We start from the raw sequence: 18098 nt of genomic DNA on the forward strand, positions 1-18098 counted from the left end.
TAGTGCTCCTAGAGCGGGTCAACGAGATAGTTACGCGACTCAAGCAGCTGCCGCACGCTGGCATAGCTAAGCGGCGCCACCTGCCAGCGCCCTTGCTGGCTGCTAAGAATGCCGCGCCGCGCCAGGGCAAAGCGTGCATTTAACGATTCGTTATCCGAAAAAGGCAGCACATGTTTTAACGCATGATCTTCCAGCCCGCCGTGAATCAGCAGCGTATGCAGCAGTAAAGTAGCTAGATCGCCGGTATCCGTGGGTAGTTCGGCTTCAGCCAGCGCGTCCAGTAGCCACAGTTCTTGAGAAGTGTCGCTATCATCCGAATCTTCTGCTGGCTCACGCAGCCGCTCCCGCCAGTAGTGCCAGGCAATTCCCAGGTGCCCTCGGCAGTGTGCCGCTAGGCGCTGCAACTCTTTATAGGCCTCTTTTTGATCACTGTCGCTGGTGAGAATCGATTTGCCCGTACGTGTACTGTACACCGTCGGGCACTCCCCCGCTGCTTGGGAAAAATAGTGGGCCAACTGTTCACCTTCGAGCCCTTGGAGGGTCAATACCGGCACGCCTTCTAGCCCCACCGCGTGCTGTAAGTAAGCGTAGGTCCAGCTATCGCATCCCATCACTCTCTGCCCCAGGCGCCCACTCAAGGCACGCTCAAGCAACTCACGAATGCCTTGCAAGCCATTGGTATGGCGTAAAAAGTGGTACTCCAAGGCAGGAATTGCCCAGCGCTTTAGCTGGGTAGCGTCTTCTACCCAGGCTAGGCTGCCGTCCACTAGCTCTTTCAGCGTGGGTACGGTGAGGCAAGGAATATCCTGTTGCGCAGCCCATTGGCCGACCACGGTGCTGTGCCCGCCGTAAGGCGGTGAAATAAACAGCACAACCGGCGCATCTTCGTAGTCTTTCAGCGCCTGTTTCAAGCGTTCGGTGGCGGGCATCCAGTCAATGGGGGGCGCAACATGCGCCAGCTTCACTTTAGGCAACGCGCGCAGTTCACTCTCCTGCTTCGCATGGCGCTCGGAAGCTTCCTTGCCTATCATCCAGGTGGTGGCCGCTCGCCAGCTACGCCGCCACTGGCTCGCCTGGGTGCGCTCAGGGGTTTGAAAGGTGTCTAATGCCACCACGTTCCATGGCGATAAAGCCGCGTTCGTTGAGCCTTGCGCCATATCCCGCCTCGATTCAGTAAACTAGATTAAGGTTAGCATGCCTTATGCCATACCCCCGGGGCTAGCCGAACTTATCGTCTAAAATAAAGTCGTTATTGCCAAGTAACTCACTTTTGAGCGATGCGCAGGAGGCAACGATGAGCGTGGTGAATGTCACGATGGCTGAACTACACGAGAAGCTTGCGAAGTGCATTGCAGGCGAGCGGGTGCTCATTGAGCAGGAGGGCAACCGGTTCAGCGGAAGAATTCAGCATGTCGGGGTGATGGGAGTGAAGGTCATTCCCGAAACCGTGATTAAAAACAGTACCGGCGACCCTGGCGATATGGATGGCGTCACTGTGCCTTACGACGACATCTGGGAGCTTGAGGTAAAAGGCGTGGTATTTAGCCGATTAGGAGAGTAGGGCAACATGGTTGATACGCACTACACGCCCGCCTTCTATGCAGACGTGTAGTACGATTGTTAGCGCTTGATTATCAGAAGGTCAGGCAAATTTTACCAAAGTGCTTGCCCGATTCTTGATGACGAAACGCCTCGGCAATCTCGCTAAGCGGGAATTCACGATCGATGATCGGCTTCAAATTCGCCGCTTCGATCGCGTCGATCATCTCGATCTGGTGGCGACGGCTACCGACGATCAAACCCTGCAGCTTGGCCTGTTTCGCCATGAGCTTGGCAGTGGGAATGTCTCCCTCGCGGCCAGTCAGTACGCCAATCAGCGAAATGTGTCCACCAATCTTCACGGCATCGATGGATTGCGGCAGCGTACCGGGGCCGCCTACCTCGATGACGTGATCCACGCCTTTGCCGTCGGTCAACGCTTTGACCGCTTTTCCCCACTCGGGTGTCTCGCGGTAGTTGATGGTGTGCTCCGCGCCGAGGCTACGCAGGCGCTCCAGCTTCTCATTGGAAGAGGAGGTCGCGATCACTCGAGCCCCCATCAGCTTGGCGAACTGCAGTGCAAAGATCGACACCCCGCCGGTACCCAGTACCAGCACGGTATCGCCCGCTTTCAAGCCGCCGTCCACCACCAGCGCGCGCCAAGCGGTCAATCCCGCGGTGGTCAACGTGGCGGATTCTGCATGGCTGTAGCCTTGCGGCTGGCGAGTGAACCATGTGGCCGGTCGAATTACCTGCTCGCGGGCATAGCCATCGACGCCATCGCCAGGGGTGGTGGTGAAGTCGCCTACGCGCGCAGGGCCTTCCAGCCAGTATGGGAAGAAAGTCGAGACGACCGCATCGCCCACGGCAAACTCTTCCACACCCTCGCCAACGGCTTCCACCACGCCCGCACCGTCGGACATCGGGATGCGCTTATCATCGGTGGGAATCATCCCCGCCACGACCGCGTAGTCGTGAAAGTTCAGTGAGCTGGCGTGCAGGCGCACTTTAATCTCGCCGGGGCCTGGCTCCCCTGGGGCTGCCACGTCGACAACGTTCAATTTATCTAAACCGCCGGGTTGTTGAAGCTGGATAGCTTGCATCAGTACCTCCTGTTAAAGCGCCCTTACTAGGCGACCGGTCTAGTCTCAAATGGGGGCGTTGTTATCAGGATCAAGGTCGTTGCCCAAAAAGCCGCCCGACTGACGCTGCCATAGGCCTGCGTAGATGCCGTTTCGGGCCAGCAACTCCTGATGAGTGCCGCTCTCCACCATGCGCCCTTCATCCACCACAATCAAACGGTCTAGCATGGCAATGGTAGAGAGCCGATGGGCGATGGCAATCACCGTTTTGCCCTCCATCAACGCATCCAACTGCTCTTGAATCGCCGCTTCAACCTCGGAATCCAGCGCCGAGGTGGCTTCATCCAACACCAGAATCGGGGCGTCCTTGAGCAGCACCCGGGCGATGGCAATGCGCTGGCGCTGGCCGCCGGAGAGCTTCACGCCCCGCTCACCCACATGAGCATCCAAACCTCGCCGCCTTTTGGGGTCGACTAGGTCGTTGATGAAGGTATCGGCATGGGCACGGCATACCGCCTGCCAGACATCCTCATCGCTGGCGTGCGGACTGCCATAGCGGATGTTATCTCGCAGCGAACGGTGCAGCAGCGAGGTGTCTTGGGTCACCATGCCGATCTGGTGGCGCAGCGAGGTCTGGGTGACCTCAGCAATGTTTTGTCCGTCGATCAGAATGCGCCCGCCCTGCAGGTCGTAAAAGCGCAGCAACAGGTTCGCCAGGGTCGATTTCCCCGCCCCGGAGCGGCCAATCAGGCCGATCTTTTCACCGGGTTTGATGGTCAGGCTCAGACCATCGAAGACGTTTTTGCTCTCCCCTTTTGCCTGGGCATATTGGAAACGCAACGCGTCGAAGACGATCTCTCCGTTGGGCACGCTCAATGCTTTGGCATTAGGAGCATCTTTGACAGTCGGCTCCTGGGCGATGGTGTTCATGCCATCCTGCACCGTGCCGATGTTTTCAAACAGCCCAGCGACTTCCCATAAAATCCAGTCGGACATAAAACGGATCCGCATCACCAGGGCAATGGCGATGGCCAGCACGCCCAGGGAGATCGCCTCCATGTACCACGCTGCAATCGCCATGCCTGCCGTGCCAACTAGCAGCAGCGTATTAAGCAGCGTCAAGCAGACGCTCATCACCGTGACCAAACGCATCTGGCGATGCACGGTGACCATAAAGCCCTCCATAGCATCTTTGGCGTAGCGCTCTTCGCGCTGAGTATCGGCAAACAGCTTGATAGTTTGGATATTGCTGTAGCTATCCACCACGCGGCCAGTCATTTGCGCGCGAGCATCCGCCTGGGCCATGGAAACATCCCGCAGGCGCGGTACGAAAAAGCGCATGATGCCCAAATAACCGATCAGCCAAAGGCCTAGCGGCAGCAGCAGCCATGGATCGGCGCGTCCCAACAGAATGGCCGCCCCGGTAAAATAGACGATGGCGTACACCATCAGATCCATCACTTTGGTGACGGTTTCCCGCACGGCCAGCGCGGTTTGCATCACTTTTTGCGATACCCGCCCGGCAAACTCATCTTGATAGAACGCTAGGCTCTGGCTGAGCATATGGCGATGAGAGAGCCAGCGGCCAATCATCGGGTAGTTACCAAAAATGCTCTGGTGGGTGACCAGCGACTGCAGCAGCACCAGTAGCGGCAGGCCCACCACCACTAACAAACCAAGGCCCGCCAGCCACAGGCCGTGGTTGGCCCAGAAATCGGCGCGCTCGACGCCACCCAGCCAATCCACCAAATCGCCCATGTAGCTAAAGAACACCACCTCTGCGGCGGATACCACCGCCGTAATCAACGACATCACTAGCAGCCACGGCCACACCGGGCGCGAAAAGTGCCAGATAAACGGCAACAGTCCTTTGGGCGGTGTGGTGACCTCACCCTCTGGGTAGGGGTTAACGCGCTCCTCAAAAAAACGGAACAGCGGCGAGAGCAGACGTGACAGCATGGAGAGTCCTTACATGACGCGATAAAAGGGAGTATAGCGAGGAGAGTTAGCGCAATGAGCGCGACGGCGAGTATCGCCATTTCACCAATACCGCCAGGGGCTAAAGCAAGCAAGGCAACATCGCGCCCTACCCCCACGGTTTGGTGGATGAGTTCGGCAAACAGTGCCAGAACCACCAGCGCAAGCAACGTCGCCACCCCCGATTGCCAAAGATAGCGCCCGAGTAGCCGCCGCGTCATGCCTTGAAAGCGCGAACCAATGGCGCTACCTAGCACCCAGAGCATTAGGTTCATGCCCCAGCTTGGCAGGGCGAGACTCGCCATATCCAGCCCGGAGAGCAGTGCGGTGGCTAACAAGGGAGCGAGCAGCGCAGGGCTTGGCAGGCGCCACGGCGGTTGACGACGCTACCCCCGCCAACAGCAGCATGGCCGAAACGGGCCAGTCGAGCACCCGGTGGGCCAGCTCAGGCGTGACTTGGCTGCCGAGCACCATGCCCATCACCGCTAAAAACACGCTGCGCAGCGACTCAGGCACTTCAACCTTCACGCCTTTGGCAGACACCAGCAGGTTCGCCACCAAGGGGCCAAGCATCCAGGCCAGCGGCAGCCCCGAAATGTGAAACAGCACACCGCCTGCTGCACCAACACTGAGCGATAAGAGAAGCGCCTTGGCTCTCCCTGCACTGAAACGGCTGCCCTTCACACTCCCCTCCGGTGATCTATCTCTGACATCACAGGGTCATTACCCTGCTAAGTGCTATCCATAGCTTACCATTATCTCTGTCAGCTTGGGCTTAACTAGCAAGATTCCACCCACAAACAAGAACCAAGCAATTTTTGACAGGGCCTGCTATATCTTCCAAGCAGAAGGCGTATAATAACCCCGCCAATAATGGCGAACTTTCTCAGGGCGGGGTGTAAGTCCCCACCGGTGGTAATGCCATATCTTAACGGATATGGACAAGCCCACGAGCGCTCAGCTAAAGGGTGTAACCCGATAGTTGAGGACAGCAGATTCGGTGAGATTCCGGAGCCGACGGTCATAGTCCGGATAAAAGAGAAGGTTTCCTAGTGATATTACCTGTAGCGTTCCAACGCATACGGGTGCTGTGCTATTGGATGCCTCATGCCCTGGTTCTGGTAAACAATCCCATAGGATGACCATGAATCAGACCCAACACTCCTCATCTGTTCGCGTTGCCTTTATCGAAGCGTCGTGGCATCACGATATAGTCATTCAAGCTCGTCAGGCATTTATTGCTCAACTTGCTAGCGAGCATGGTTTTTCTGCTGACCAAGTAGAGATATTCCAAGTTGCAGGGGCTTACGAAATCCCGCTTCAGGCTAAACTACTCGCCAAAACTGGCCGTTACAGCGCCATTGTGGGAGCTGGCTTTGTCATTGACGGTGGCATCTATCGGCACGAATTCGTTGCTCAAGCTGTCATTGAAGGCATGATGCAAGCGCAACTGGAAACCGAAATCCCCATTCTTTCGGTTGTGCTGACGCCTCATCATTTTCATGAACACAGCACACACCATGATTTTTTCCATGGCCATTTCCTCGCCAAAGGCAAGGAAGCCGCCGAAGCGTTGGTCATGACTTTGGAAAATCATAAAAAGATTCAAACCTTAAACTAGGTCAATACCAAGTCCATAATAGTATATAAGAGAGATAGCGGGCGGCCTAAATGGCTGCTCGCAAGCAAATAGAAAGTGCTTAACATTTGATATGTATTATGTATTTTCAGCTAAGTGATGCACTGATTTCGACTATCTTTAGGTACTTTGATATATGATCCCGTCAACTTCTGACGCCATCGGAATACTACTGGCAGCACCGAATTTTTGTACCGCCAGGGCAGCCGCCGTTGCCGCCCTTTGCAAGCACTGTGAGGGCGTTAGGCCAGCTTGCCTCGCAGCAAGGAAGTAGCCCACAAAGGTGTCGCCTGCAGCCGTTGTATCAACGGCTTTTACCTTTAAAGCCGGTTGAAAAAGAGTCTCATTGCTGCGCTGATACCAAGCCCCCTCGCTACCTAGAGTAAGAACCACCTCAACATCGCCAAGCGATTCTTTACACCGCATAAGCAAATCTGCGGCGCTCGAATCTACTGGCATTTCTAACAAAGCGGCGGCCTCTGTACGGTTAAAAAAAAGCAGTTCACACTGGTCTAGAGGTAATGATGATACTTTCGAGGTCATTGGTGCTGGATTAAATATCACCTTACAGCCATGACTCACTGCTAATAGAATAAGCTGATCAAGCCCATTACATTCGTTCTGGATAAGTATTGTGTCGCCAGGCGCAGTTTGCGCAACAAGAGCCGTCATTTTCTCCCGTGTAAAACCATGATTGGCGCCAGAGAATAAAAGAATAGCGTTTTCACCCAGTGCATCAATTTGAATAATCGCATGCCCACTTGGCTCTGGGGTCAATTCAATATCTTTCACATCAACACCCGCAGACTCAAGCTCACTGGTCACCCAAGCATCGATCGATGAAACTCGCCCCCAGTGACTCACCATTCCTTTAGCACGCGCTATTGCCAACGACTGATTGACGCCCTTTCCACCTAATCCAATATTATAATCATCACTTTCCAAGGTTTCGCCAGGGCGAACAAAATAGGGCACAAGGTAAGTATAATCGATATTAATGGAACCCAAATTAAAGATCATTGACACACCCTCTTATTCAAAAAGCCAGCCAGCTTTAAAGCTGACTGGCCTCTAGGCAAGTTCCTCTAACACTTACGCGACTAAAGCCTATTCTTGCACACCTTACTCTTCCAAAACAAAGGGAGAGGTATAGTTGTCTACATTATCTGGCGTAATAAGGATACAGTCATAAAGCTGCTTTTCGCTATCTAGCCCTGTTTCACCTGTGTTGATGTAATGATCAGCGATTTTTACCGCATCTTCTGCAAATACGGCTACCGGTTGTAGAACAGTATAAGCCAACTCTCCCGAGCGAACCGCATCAACCGCATCGGGCGAACCGTCAAACCCACCAACCAATACATCATCGAGCAGCCCCTCCTGCTTTAGGGCAACAATCGCACCTAAGGCCATTTCATCGTTGCCGCTAATGACACCCCTGATATCAGGATGAGAACGGAGCATGCTCTGCATTTTATTACGCCCTTCGGTTCGATCCCAATTAGCGATGTCAGACGCCGCCAGGGTAAGGTCGGGGTACTGGCTTAACACCGTCTCATAGCCATTGGATCGTGTCGCAGCATTGTTATCGGAAGGAGGCCCTTTTAATTCTATATAAGATCCCTCGCCATCCAATTGCATTGCCCATTCTTGCGCACCTAACGCGGCGCCCTGGGCATTATTGGAAACCAGCTGCGCCTTGGCCAGCCCCTGCTGGTTAATCTCAGCATTAATAATAAAGACAGGAATTCCCGCCTCAACGGCTCTTCGCACCGCGCCAATGGAACCATCCGCGTTAGCAGGATCTAGAATTATCGCTTTAGCCCCATTGGTAATTGCCGTATCAACCAGATTACTCTCAGTATTGGTATCACCCACATGGGAACTGACATTTGCGTCATAGCCCAACTCTTCAGCTGTGCGCCCCGCAATGGTGCCTTCCGTTTGCCAATAGGGATTTGACATATCATTAACAATAATTGAGATCAACCCCTTGTCCTGAGCAGCTATGGCACCGCTAAAGAGCATCGAGACACTGACGAGTGCTGTAAAAAGCATTTTTTTACTTTTTGGAAGCATGGTTATTACCTCATCGTTATGATTGTTAGTCTTTATATAGGTAGACCTGAGCAGGTCACACTTCTAAGCAGTGCTACGTTAAGTAGCGCTTGCCCTAGAACCTTCGCGCTTAATTTCTGCAGCTTTCTCAGTTTTTTTCGAGGACGTATTTTTAGCGCTGTATTGGACATTATTTAGCATGACAGCGAAGACGATAACACTGCCCGTGAATACCATCTGCCAGTAGGCAGACACCCCGATGATGACAAGACCATCGGCTAGAAAACCAATCACAAAAGCACCCAATAATGTATTGCGAACCGTGCCGCGCCCCCCCATTAGTGAAGCACCACCAATCACCACCGCAGCAATTGCTGTCAGCTCATAGGTAGTACCTGCCGTAGGCCCAGCAGACGTCAACTGTGAGGCGAGCACAATTCCAGCCATGGCAGCACATACGCCAGAAATAATATAGACAGAGAGCTTAACGCGATTGACGGGCACCCCAGAAAGCTCGGCAGCGCGCGCATTCCCTCCTGTCGAGTAGACCCATCTGCCAAAGGGAGTACGACTGAGGGCCAACATGCACACAATGGCAACACCAAACAGAATCAAAACGCCTACCGGAATACCCAATAGCTTATTAAATCCAAGCCATTCAAAGCCTGTATTCCCTAACGCAGGGTCACCACTTAAACGGTTAAACGTTAATCCATCCGTTAGCAATAGGGCAGCTCCGCGGGCGACATACAACATACCCAGTGTGGCCACAAATGCAGGTACTTTAAAATAGGCAACTAACACACCATTGATAGCCCCCACCAGACCGCCCAGTAAGCAGGTAAGAACCACAACCACCCACACTGAAGGGAAGAAAGCCAAATCAAGGGCCTCAATCTCTATCCCTTCTAGCAACATACCGGCGAACACCCCGCAAAGTGCTAGCGTAGAGCCAACCGACAGATCGATACCACCGGTCAGAATGACAAACAGCATGCCAATACCTAGCAAGCCAAAAACAGCTACATGAGATGACATGGTTAAAAAATTACCTGTCGAAAAATAAACAGGCGAGAGCATGGAAAAGACAATAATGATCACGATTAATGCGAAAAAAGCCCTACCTTCCAGCAAAATCTTGACGATATCGATACTGCCTTTTTCACCTTGTAACGCGTTATTGTTGTGATGAGACATAGTCATTACCTATCCGATTGAATAATCATGCAGCAACTGATTCGCCCGAAGCAGCCATAATTTCATCTTTCGTTACACCCGGTTTGAATTCAGCAGAAATCCGTCCTTTGCTCATCACCAACACTCTGTGTGGAATACTCAAGCACTCGCTTACTTCAGATGTTGTAAAGACAACCGCCAACCCCCGCTGGGCCCCTTGGCTCAATAACTTGAATACTTCGGCCTTGGCACCTACATCGATACCACGGCTTGGCTCATCAAGCATGATGACGTCTGGATGAGTAGCCAACATCTTACCGATCACTACTTTTTGCTGGTTACCACCAGACAGTGAGCCAATGGCAGCCTCCCCACCGTCTGTTTTAATGTGCACCTGATTGATAGCTGAATTAATCATTTCTGCCTCCAAGCTGGATGAAGTAAGCCCCTTGCGAGTAAACGCATGGATACTGGCTAGCGACAGATTTTTTCCGACTGACAGGGTGGGTACCAGCCCATCTCGCTGACGATCCTCAGGCACTAACACCAACCCTCTCTCGATTCGCTGTGCAATGTTGTAGTGCGATACGTCAGATGAATTGAGCAAGATATCTCCCTTGGTCTGCCGGGTTCGTCCTGCTACACACTCCAATAACTCAGTTCTTCCAGCGCCCATTAGTCCATAAATGCAGACAATCTCGCCGGCGCGCACATCAAGGGAAAGATCCTCAACAACATAGCGACCTGTCACTTTATCGTCGCTGAGGTAAAGATTCTGGATAGAGAGCGCGGTGGAACCCTGCTCATACCCTGTAGGCGGTGAGCCAAGATCGAAACTCTCTCCTACCATATGCCTGACGATCCACTGCAGGTCGATATCACTACGTGGGGCGTAAGCAGTCATGACTCCATCGCGGAGAACAACGGCATGATCGGTAATCTGCAACGCCTCTTCCAAATGATGAGAAATATAAACAATCGACACACCCTTGTTTTTGAGATCCTGGACGACTTTAAATAACGTCTCGACTTCCGTGGCACTCAATGCGGAAGTTGGTTCATCCATAATCAAAATGCGAGAGTTCTTGGACAGCGCTCTAGCGATTTCAACGATTTGTTGCTGCCCCACCCGCAGATCTTCGACCAGGGTAAGAGGGTGGATCGGTTCATCCAGCTCTGCCATTAACAGTTCAGCCTGATGCGCTTCTTCTTTATAGTCGACGCTACCCCTTCCTTTAGTCAGCTCACGGCCCATAAAAATGTTGTCACGCACATTCAGGTTAGGAGCCAAGCTCAACTCCTGATGAATAATGGTAATCCCCAGCGCTTCAGCTTCTGACGGCGAAGAAAAGCTAACTCTCTCGCCTTCCAATACAATATCCCCAGCCGTCTGAGCAATGACGCCAGATAAAATCTTCATCAGAGTAGATTTACCAGCTCCATTTTCGCCAAACAGCGTTGTTACCTGTCCTCGATATATATCGAAGTTCACTTCCTTGAGGGCTTGCACAGCTCCGAAACGTTTTTCGATATTGCGTGCAGAAAGTATCACTTCGGGTGGAGCTACGTTCACTGTTGATCTATCCATACTCATAGCCGCCCTCACTCAATGATCGTTATACTCACCGGCGTAATTAGCCAGTTTTTGGGGTTTATCATGGTAAAAGAGCCGACCACTTCTAAAGTTTTTCCGGTTAAGTCTTGTCCGGAAATATCCGCTAGAACTTGACGCTTCATTTCGTCATTGAGGGCTGCGCCAACATCTTGGTATTCGATTTGATTGGTGAAGTCACCAAATTGAATAGTGCCGGTTGTATCTCTTAGCGTCGTGCCATTAATAGCTGGGCCTGTTTGCACACGAATGACGACATCAGAAGGAACATTTTCAACATCAAGGGTGTAAACGCCCCCCCGTCCTTCTATGGCAGCACCTGATAAAGAGACTGGCACAATATGACCAATGCCAGCAGCAACACCGTATTTCTCACCTGCCGCGCCGGCATCCTGAAGCACTTCTGGCGCCAACACCGATGCATTTACGGCGTTATTCTCGACATATGCCTGAATCTCTGGAAAGGTTTCCTGAGCAAATTGCTGGGGTGAAAACCCCACCTCGCTCTCAAGTTCAGTAAGGCTAATGACTTTGGTATCAAACGCCATGAGTGCAACCAGCGCTAAAGCAAAAGCAGCTGCCACATAGACCTTTATACGCTTATCACCGGGCACCGAATTTAATGTCGCCGACATAATCACTCCGGTTATCATTGTATTTATAAGTAAGAAACGTCCGTCATCTATTTTCCGTCAGGTATAAGCACAACCTTTAACGCGTCAGAATCATTGCGCATTAGCTCTAGCCCTTGATGAAATTCGGCTAACGGAAGCTTATGGGTCACCACATGATCCGTTGGGAAATCGCCATTTCCGATGCCTTCGATCACAAGTGGATAGCAATAAGGGCCTAGATGCGCACCTAATATATCCAGCTCTTTACGATCGCTGATAATGCTCCAATCAACCGTCACTGGCTCTTTGAATACGCTGAACTCGACGAACCGGCCAAGTTTACGAATCATATAAAGCCCTTGCTCTACCGACTTAACAGCTCCCGTGGCCTCGATATAGATATCGCAACCATATCCTTCCGTTATGCTCTTCACATAGTCAACAACATCGACTTCAGCAGGATTCAATACAATGTCAGCACCAAACTGTTTGGCAAGCTCTAAGCGCTTATTATTGAGATCCAGTACAACCAGCTTGGATGGCCCGGATTTTTTGATCGCTCCGATCATTCCTAGCCCTAAAGTTCCTGCTCCGGAGAGGACAACCACATCTCCCAGCTCAATCTGAGCACGCTTAACGGCATGCAATGAACAAGCATAGGGTTCAATAAGAACCGCTTTCTCCATCGGAACTTCATCTGGCAGCTTGTGATTAATAGCTTCTTTAGGAAAGACCATATATTCGGCCATGCCGCCATTTACGTTGTGCTGAAAACCATACACGTCGTGCTTTTCGCACATCCAGTACTGCCCACGGTTACAAAAACGGCATCCCCAGCAAGGTACGATTTGCTCAGAAATAATGCGATCGCCAACCTCAAAGCCTACAACACCTTCTCCTAAAGCCACCACATGACCAATAAACTCATGGCCTGGAATCATCGGCGCCTTGATATAAGCAGGCTGAGTATCATCTCCCCAAAAGCTTGGGGCACCTTCATATGCCTTGAGGTCACCTGCACAGATTCCGCACGCTTCAACCTTTATCAGTACTTCACCCTCTCCCACCTTCGGCAATGCCACCTCCTCAAGACGATAATCTCCAGGCGCGTAGGCGACGACGGCTTGCATGGTCAGTGGTAGTTCGGTGCGATTGTTGTTATCAGCATTATGCATTATTCACTCCTAATGTATCTTGTAGTGCCTAGCTAGCGACGCCCGCATTACAAAAGATCTTACTGTGTACATATGAATTAACTGCTTTAAGCATAGTCGAGTCAATCCATAATGGCATTTTCTAATCTTATACTTTAGACCAACAATGCAATTTATTGATTTTTATAATTAAATTAAAAAAATGGAAATTATTTGTTATTACGGCCAAGCGGTAGCTCCACTTAAAGTCATAAAATATGCTCCTTAATCGTTCAAATGTACACTTACCAGCTTGTCGTTACCGACATCGTGCGGGAGGCGGGGCAGCAAACCAGGCATGCCAAAAGGTGTACATGCCCCAGGGAGCAGGGCTAGGGCTGAGATTGAGGTTGGGCGCAACGCAACCCAGGGGTCTTTAAAAGGCAGCTAAGCTTGAATACAAGTTAAGTGCGCACCTCCCCTTGAGTCGCTTCATCGAGACGCAGAATAGTGTGTGCGTTAGTGACACTAGTGGCCAAAGTATCGATAACGCCGGTACGCAGCGCCCCCAGTATGCCGACCGCTTTAGTATTCTCACTGGCGATAGCAATAACGTCGGGAATACGCGCGAGATCCTGGATATTAAGCCCCACCACACGCCCCTGCATCTGCGTGGCAGAAGGCTTCCCATGGATATCGATAAAGTCATAGCCCATCATATCGCCCACGGTTCCAGAGAGCCGTGCTTCAGCAATCTCCTGGGCCGAAAACCACCCCATACGCACCATATTACTGTCTTCACTTACGTCACCCACACCGATCAAAGCAGTATCTGCGCGTCGAGCCCGGTCTAGCGTCTGGCGCACGGTGGAGTTTTCATACAATGCATCTCTAAGTTCGCCGCTCTGTACCAATGCGGGAGCATAAAGCGTCTCACTGTCACCGCCAAACCTGCTCGCCAAACGCCGACAAATATGGTCGGGATTCATATGCTCACCTGCACGCAGCGAGCCACCAATGGCGCACACAAATGAAACTTTTAACGACTCCGCCAGGAAAACGTTATCCGCCACCGCGGCCACGTTACGCCCCATGCCAACGGCTACGATCTGCCCATCGGTCAAACTACGCGACAGATGGTCTGCCACTAGGCTCGCGACTGACGAGCGCTGCACATCCGGATCGGCATTATCCAGAGCAATCAACGCTCGCTTCAGGCCAAAGCGCCGTTTGAGCTCCTGCTCGATCTCAACACTCACGGCGGGATGCAGGCGCACGCGAACATCGACAATTCCTTCTGCCTGGGCACGCTTGAGCAGCCGCCCTATTCGCACACGCGAATGCCCGAGCCTATTGGCGATCGTTTCCTGCGTCTCCCCCTGCACATAGTAGAGCGTTGAAATCTCTGTCATTAAGTCTATATCTGCAGCGTCTTGACCATTCATCCTCGACATCCAGGAGTTGTTAAAGGGCATGTATCATGTCAGCTTGCTTGACACTTTTTCAACACAGGAATCAGCGCCTGAATAATCAGCGCCAATGAAACAGAACCAGCATCAGGTGTACCCACGCTTTTTTCAGCCAATGGGCGTGCGCGGCCAACGCGGGGAATTAATTGCTTAGTGGCCTCAGCAGCCTCACTCGCTATGCGTGCAGCGGATTCCCAGCAAGCCAAAGCTCCCTGGCCTTTCTCAGCCTCCCACGACAGGGCATCGGTAAAAGGCACTAGCACGTCGACAAGCGTTTTGTCGCCCACTTCAGCCTTACCAAATGCCATGACTTGCTGACGGGCATTGACCATACCAGCGGCAAGACGCTGCACTGATAACGGCTTCTCATTGCCAAGCGACTCCCCCATAGCTTTCAAGATAACCCGCCAGATAGCACCCGAAGTACCGCCCGCTTCGTCTGACCAGCGCTGCCCAGCCCACTGCAGCACTGTCTCTGCGCCAGCCCCGCCATCAAGAGCCTCTCTGGCCGCTTCAAGCGCAGCCCTGCTGCCCCGCTGCATACCAATACCGTGATCACCATCCCCAGCCACAGCATCAATCTGACCCAACATCTCACAGTTTTCATTAACCGTATTTGCGAGCACTTCGAGCGCCTCAACGACACCAAACGCTAGTTTTCGCGAGATATCGCTAGCCTCGGGAATCTCATCTTGTATAAACACCTCTACCTCAGCAGGATCCAGCGCCTGCGCTGGCGTCACGCTACCTTTTCGATAACCCGGCGCATCCGCAGCAGCAGTCCACAGCGGCTCCATATCATTATCAAGCCAGAATAACGTTAGCGAAACCCCGGCCATATCAAGACTGGTCACCAGCTCACCCACATCAGGCTCCACAATGACTAACCCAGCTTCCTGCAGCAGTTCGTCAACCTTGCGATAAATAACGAACAGCTCTTCATACTTAATAGTACCCAGGCCATTGAGTATTGGCGCCACCCGAGCTCCTTGGACTCTGATACCGTCAGGAACTTCCTCCAACAACCTGGCAACGAGGATTTCTGCCAGGCCATCTGCGGATGGGATATCCGTCTCACTAATACCCGGCTCGCCGTGAATCCCCAGCCCTATGGCCATCTTGCCCTCGGGCACATGAAAGAGCGAATCGGCTGCACCAGGTAATGTGCATCCCTCAAACGCCACTCCGAAAGAGCGCGTACAGCGATTTGCCTCCTTCGCCACTTGAACCACTTCGTCCAGTGATAGTCCCTTTTCTGCCGCAGCGGCAGCGGCCTTGAAAACGGTTAGATCACCCGCGATGCCACGCCGCTTATCAATCTCAGCCAAGGGAGCACTGGCGACATCATCAGTGACCAGAACGATCTCACAGGGAATTCCGTCTGCGATCAAACGCTCGCGCGCCTCACCAAAATGCAGTACGTCCCCCGCATAATTCCCAAAAGAGAGCAGCACACCACCACCGTTGTTAGCGGCTTTGGCGACGGAATAAACTTGCTGCGAAGAAGGAGAACAAAACAGATTACCCATGACAGCTCCATGGGCCAGCCCTTGCCCTACTAACCCCGCAAAGGTTGGGTAATGGCCACTACCACCGCCAACCACGACCGCAACACTTCCTGGCTGGCTGCGCGTACTGCGTACAACGCCTCCCGGCACAGCCATCAACTTATCGCGATGCGCAGCAACTAAACCTAAACGAGCTTCTTCAGGGAAATCACTTGGATCATTAAATAGGCGTGTCATTATTATATCCTCTGGAGTGAGGCCAAACTGTGTAATCACAGCTTGCATGCTGTTGTTATTAATCAGCGTCGACGAATATGAGCAGTACCACGGTTACCGAGTATTCAATCGAGCCTCATATTCGTCAATTTTTGCTATTTTTAATTCGGAATTTCCACCCGAAAAATTACTACCCAAGAAGGTTGCCACTATTGATTTAGCCAGCTCTGGCCCAATCACCCGAGCCCCCAGCGTTACAATCTGTGCATTGTTACTAGTGCGCGCCTTTGCTGCGGAGTAAGTGTCGTGCGCCTGCGCCGCTCGAATACCTGACACTTTATTGGCAGAAATAGCCACCCCGATTCCCGTGCCGCATACCAGCACTGCACGATCAAAGCGCCCTTCCTTAATAGCCGTAGCCACCTCAAAGGCAATATCGGGATACAGGACCGGCTGGGCATTAAAAGTGCCAAAATCTTCAACCTCGTAGCCTAACTCACGGATATAACCGATAAGGATCTCTTTCAAGTCGTAAGCGGCCTCATCACCGCCAATGGCGACTTTGAGAGAAGGCGTCACATCAGACATTCATACTCTCCCTTTCTAGGAAATAGAAACGCGGACGACCAACAATGGATACCGACCTGGTTGCCAGCCGTCTACTGACGCTATCAATCTATCACTAACCGATCATTTGTAAACACATCGATCATAAGATCTATCCGCATCTTTCTAGAGAAATTAGAGGGAAACTTAAGGAAACATAATCAAGCCATTGATAAAAAAAGAATTATTCAATGATAAATCACTATCTAACAAGCACTATACTTTTGTTCAATGACCTTAAAATCGATTTCAGTGACGCGAAAGTTTGACTAAACCGGCTCAAATGAACAATCATTTGAACAAAGAGCGTTCATTTTTAAAGGAGAGTAGGCAATGTCGCTTCTTGCTGGATTACGCGAACACTCATTGGTCGTGGCCGACACGGGCGACTTGGATGCCATAAAGCGCTATCAACCGCAGGACGCCACCACTAATCCCTCTTTGATTCTCAAAGCCTTCGAACTGCCTCGTTATCAAGAGCTAATCGACAAGGTGCTTGCTGAATCATGTCGTGATGAAGACGACCTGAGCCGAATAGTTGACCAACTCTCGGTTGCGATTGGCAGGCAAATTGCTGATGTGGTGCCTGGACGAATATCGACAGAAGTGTCCGCACACCTCTCTTTTGATACTCAAGCCAGTATTCAAAAGGCTTACGAGCTGATTGAGCGCTACGAAAGAATGGGTATTAACCGCAGCCGTGTGCTAATTAAGCTCGCGTCTACCTGGGAAGGGATCCGCGCGGCTCAGCAATTAGAGCGTGAAGGCATCAACTGCAACTTAACGCTTCTCTTCAGCGATGCTCAGGCACAGGCCTGCTTTGATGCAGGTGTGTACCTGATATCGCCCTTCGTTGGCCGCGTTAGCGATTGGTACCAAAAGACAAGCGGTGAAAAGTTCGCACCCGAAGAAGACCCTGGCGTGCTATTTGTAAAGGGGATTTGCGAGAGAGCGGCCGAAGGTCAGTATGACACTGTCGTCATGGGGGCAAGTTTTCGCACCACCGATCAAGTATTAGCATTGGCGGGCTGTGATCGTCTGACCATCTCTCCCGGACTGCTGGAACAGCTTGATAGCACGGAAGGAGAGGTCACTCCAAAAATCCAACAGGAAACCGTCACTCGTAAAGCATTTACACCGCTATCAGAAGCAGGTTTTCGTTGGCAACACAACCAAGATGCAATGGCCAACGAGATGCTGGCTGACGGAATCCGACGCTTTGCCAACGACCAGCAAACATTAGAGTCGTTGATTACTCAACGTTTGACCGCTCGTGCCTAACGAGACGCTACCCAATATAACAACCAAGGTATCACTAATATGAATAGCCGTTTTGAGCTGGCCAATGCCATTCGCGCCCTTTCCATGGATGCTGTTCAGAAGGCCAAATCCGGCCACCCTGGCGCCCCCATGGGTATGGCTGATATTGCCGAGGTGCTGTGGAATGACTACCTCAAGCACAACCCCGA

General features: G+C 51.9%; 16 protein-coding genes, 1 pseudogene and 1 riboswitch. Of the genes and pseudogenes, 4 read left to right on the forward strand and 13 right to left on the reverse strand.

Features of this window, described 5'->3' with window-relative positions; genetic code table 11:
* Positions 1-8 precede the first annotated feature (8 nt).
* On the reverse strand, positions 9-1157 hold the full coding sequence (locus AC13CN_RS16655; protein ID WP_253557688.1) for a hypothetical protein: 1149 nt from the start codon (positions 1155-1157) through the stop codon (positions 9-11).
* A 137-nt stretch (positions 1158-1294) separates the two neighbouring features.
* Here AC13CN_RS16655 and AC13CN_RS16660 point away from each other — a divergent pair, with 137 nt between their 5' ends.
* Positions 1295-1561 carry a hypothetical protein gene (locus AC13CN_RS16660; RefSeq protein WP_054641284.1) on the forward strand — a complete coding sequence of 89 codons (267 nt, stop codon included), beginning with the start codon at positions 1295-1297 and terminating at the stop codon, positions 1559-1561.
* Between the two features lie 73 nt (positions 1562-1634).
* Here AC13CN_RS16660 and AC13CN_RS16665 read toward each other — a convergent pair whose 3' ends face one another.
* The 3 genes and pseudogenes from AC13CN_RS16665 to AC13CN_RS16675 all read right to left on the reverse strand — a co-directional run.
* Positions 1635-2642 (reverse strand): zinc-dependent alcohol dehydrogenase family protein, encoded by a 1008-nt coding sequence (locus AC13CN_RS16665; protein ID WP_253557691.1) that lies wholly within the window; start codon positions 2640-2642, stop codon positions 1635-1637.
* A 45-nt stretch (positions 2643-2687) separates the two neighbouring features.
* Positions 2688-4580 (reverse strand): ABC transporter ATP-binding protein, encoded by a 1893-nt coding sequence (locus AC13CN_RS16670; RefSeq protein WP_301272734.1) that lies wholly within the window; start codon positions 4578-4580, stop codon positions 2688-2690.
* Between the two features lie 56 nt (positions 4581-4636).
* Positions 4637-5282, reverse strand: a pseudogene (locus AC13CN_RS16675) (AbrB family transcriptional regulator); the annotation flags it as partial.
* A gap of 194 nt (positions 5283-5476) precedes the next feature.
* Positions 5477-5646: riboswitch (FMN riboswitch) on the forward strand.
* Between the two features lie 96 nt (positions 5647-5742).
* On the opposite strand from AC13CN_RS16675, the gene AC13CN_RS16680 reads away from it, so the two are divergent.
* Positions 5743-6219 carry a 6,7-dimethyl-8-ribityllumazine synthase gene (locus tag AC13CN_RS16680; RefSeq protein WP_137093525.1) on the forward strand — a complete coding sequence of 159 codons (477 nt, stop codon included), beginning with the start codon at positions 5743-5745 and terminating at the stop codon, positions 6217-6219.
* A 138-nt stretch (positions 6220-6357) separates the two neighbouring features.
* Here the strand turns inward: AC13CN_RS16680 and AC13CN_RS16685 are convergent, their stop codons facing one another.
* The 9 genes from AC13CN_RS16685 to AC13CN_RS16725 all read right to left on the reverse strand — a co-directional run bounded on the left by AC13CN_RS16685 (position 6358) and on the right by AC13CN_RS16725 (position 16611).
* Positions 6358-7257, reverse strand: coding sequence for a ribokinase (locus tag AC13CN_RS16685; protein ID WP_172514767.1), 900 nt, complete (start codon positions 7255-7257; stop codon positions 6358-6360).
* Between the two features lie 102 nt (positions 7258-7359).
* Entirely contained in the window at positions 7360-8316 is a 957-nt protein-coding gene (locus AC13CN_RS16690) for a D-ribose ABC transporter substrate-binding protein (RefSeq protein ID WP_253557773.1), read from the reverse strand.
* A 78-nt stretch (positions 8317-8394) separates the two neighbouring features.
* Entirely contained in the window at positions 8395-9492 is a 1098-nt protein-coding gene (locus AC13CN_RS16695; protein ID WP_253557771.1) for an ABC transporter permease, read from the reverse strand.
* Positions 9493-9517: 25 nt separating this feature from the next.
* Complete coding sequence (locus AC13CN_RS16700) at positions 9518-11059, reverse strand: sugar ABC transporter ATP-binding protein (protein WP_483053278.1); 1542 nt, start codon at positions 11057-11059, stop codon at positions 9518-9520.
* Between the two features lie 14 nt (positions 11060-11073).
* The gene (locus tag AC13CN_RS16705) at positions 11074-11718 is read right to left on the reverse strand and encodes a DUF2291 family protein (protein ID WP_253557765.1); all 645 of its coding nucleotides are present in this window, start codon (positions 11716-11718) and stop codon (positions 11074-11076) included.
* Positions 11719-11765: 47 nt separating this feature from the next.
* Entirely contained in the window at positions 11766-12872 is a 1107-nt protein-coding gene (locus tag AC13CN_RS16710) for an MDR/zinc-dependent alcohol dehydrogenase-like family protein (RefSeq protein ID WP_253557763.1), read from the reverse strand.
* 422 nt (positions 12873-13294) lie between these two features.
* Complete coding sequence (locus tag AC13CN_RS16715; RefSeq protein ID WP_253557757.1) at positions 13295-14275, reverse strand: sugar-binding transcriptional regulator; 981 nt, start codon at positions 14273-14275, stop codon at positions 13295-13297.
* A 38-nt stretch (positions 14276-14313) separates the two neighbouring features.
* Complete coding sequence (locus AC13CN_RS16720) at positions 14314-16044, reverse strand: dihydroxyacetone kinase family protein (RefSeq protein ID WP_253557755.1); 1731 nt, start codon at positions 16042-16044, stop codon at positions 14314-14316.
* Positions 16045-16137: 93 nt separating this feature from the next.
* On the reverse strand, positions 16138-16611 hold the full coding sequence (locus tag AC13CN_RS16725; protein WP_062360091.1) for an RpiB/LacA/LacB family sugar-phosphate isomerase: 474 nt from the start codon (positions 16609-16611) through the stop codon (positions 16138-16140).
* A gap of 351 nt (positions 16612-16962) precedes the next feature.
* On the opposite strand from AC13CN_RS16725, the gene tal reads away from it, so the two are divergent.
* Positions 16963-17910, forward strand: a complete 948-nt coding sequence (gene tal, locus AC13CN_RS16730) for a transaldolase (protein ID WP_062360089.1) — start codon at positions 16963-16965, stop codon at positions 17908-17910.
* A 39-nt stretch (positions 17911-17949) separates the two neighbouring features.
* Positions 17950-18098 (forward strand): hypothetical protein (locus AC13CN_RS16735; RefSeq protein ID WP_483052496.1); only part of this gene is annotated, 149 nt, incomplete at its 3' end.

This window comes from Vreelandella sp. L-25 (genome assembly GCF_056857535.1).

What these genes read in the sequence shown, in the direction of transcription:
- AC13CN_RS16705 (WP_253557765.1), bottom strand. Translation starts at nt 11,718, where the DNA reads ATGTCGGCGACATTAAATTCGGTGCCCGGTGATAAGCGTATAAAGGTC.
- AC13CN_RS16665 (WP_253557691.1), bottom strand. Translation starts at nt 2,642, where the DNA reads ATGCAAGCTATCCAGCTTCAACAACCCGGCGGTTTAGATAAATTGAAC.
- AC13CN_RS16720 (WP_253557755.1), bottom strand. Translation starts at nt 16,044, where the DNA reads ATGACACGCCTATTTAATGATCCAAGTGATTTCCCTGAAGAAGCTCGT.
- AC13CN_RS16695 (WP_253557771.1), bottom strand. Translation starts at nt 9,492, where the DNA reads ATGTCTCATCACAACAATAACGCGTTACAAGGTGAAAAAGGCAGTATC.
- AC13CN_RS16700 (WP_483053278.1), bottom strand. Translation starts at nt 11,059, where the DNA reads ATGGATAGATCAACAGTGAACGTAGCTCCACCCGAAGTGATACTTTCT.
- AC13CN_RS16670 (WP_301272734.1), bottom strand. Translation starts at nt 4,580, where the DNA reads ATGCTGTCACGTCTGCTCTCGCCGCTGTTCCGTTTTTTTGAGGAGCGC.
- AC13CN_RS16685 (WP_172514767.1), bottom strand. Translation starts at nt 7,257, where the DNA reads ATGATCTTTAATTTGGGTTCCATTAATATCGATTATACTTACCTTGTG.
- AC13CN_RS16655 (WP_253557688.1), bottom strand. Translation starts at nt 1,157, where the DNA reads ATGGCGCAAGGCTCAACGAACGCGGCTTTATCGCCATGGAACGTGGTG.
- AC13CN_RS16710 (WP_253557763.1), bottom strand. Translation starts at nt 12,872, where the DNA reads ATGCATAATGCTGATAACAACAATCGCACCGAACTACCACTGACCATG.
- AC13CN_RS16715 (WP_253557757.1), bottom strand. Translation starts at nt 14,275, where the DNA reads ATGAATGGTCAAGACGCTGCAGATATAGACTTAATGACAGAGATTTCA.
- tal (WP_062360089.1), top strand. Translation starts at nt 16,963, where the DNA reads ATGTCGCTTCTTGCTGGATTACGCGAACACTCATTGGTCGTGGCCGAC.
- AC13CN_RS16725 (WP_062360091.1), bottom strand. Translation starts at nt 16,611, where the DNA reads ATGTCTGATGTGACGCCTTCTCTCAAAGTCGCCATTGGCGGTGATGAG.
- AC13CN_RS16680 (WP_137093525.1), top strand. Translation starts at nt 5,743, where the DNA reads ATGAATCAGACCCAACACTCCTCATCTGTTCGCGTTGCCTTTATCGAA.
- AC13CN_RS16690 (WP_253557773.1), bottom strand. Translation starts at nt 8,316, where the DNA reads ATGCTTCCAAAAAGTAAAAAAATGCTTTTTACAGCACTCGTCAGTGTC.
- AC13CN_RS16660 (WP_054641284.1), top strand. Translation starts at nt 1,295, where the DNA reads ATGAGCGTGGTGAATGTCACGATGGCTGAACTACACGAGAAGCTTGCG.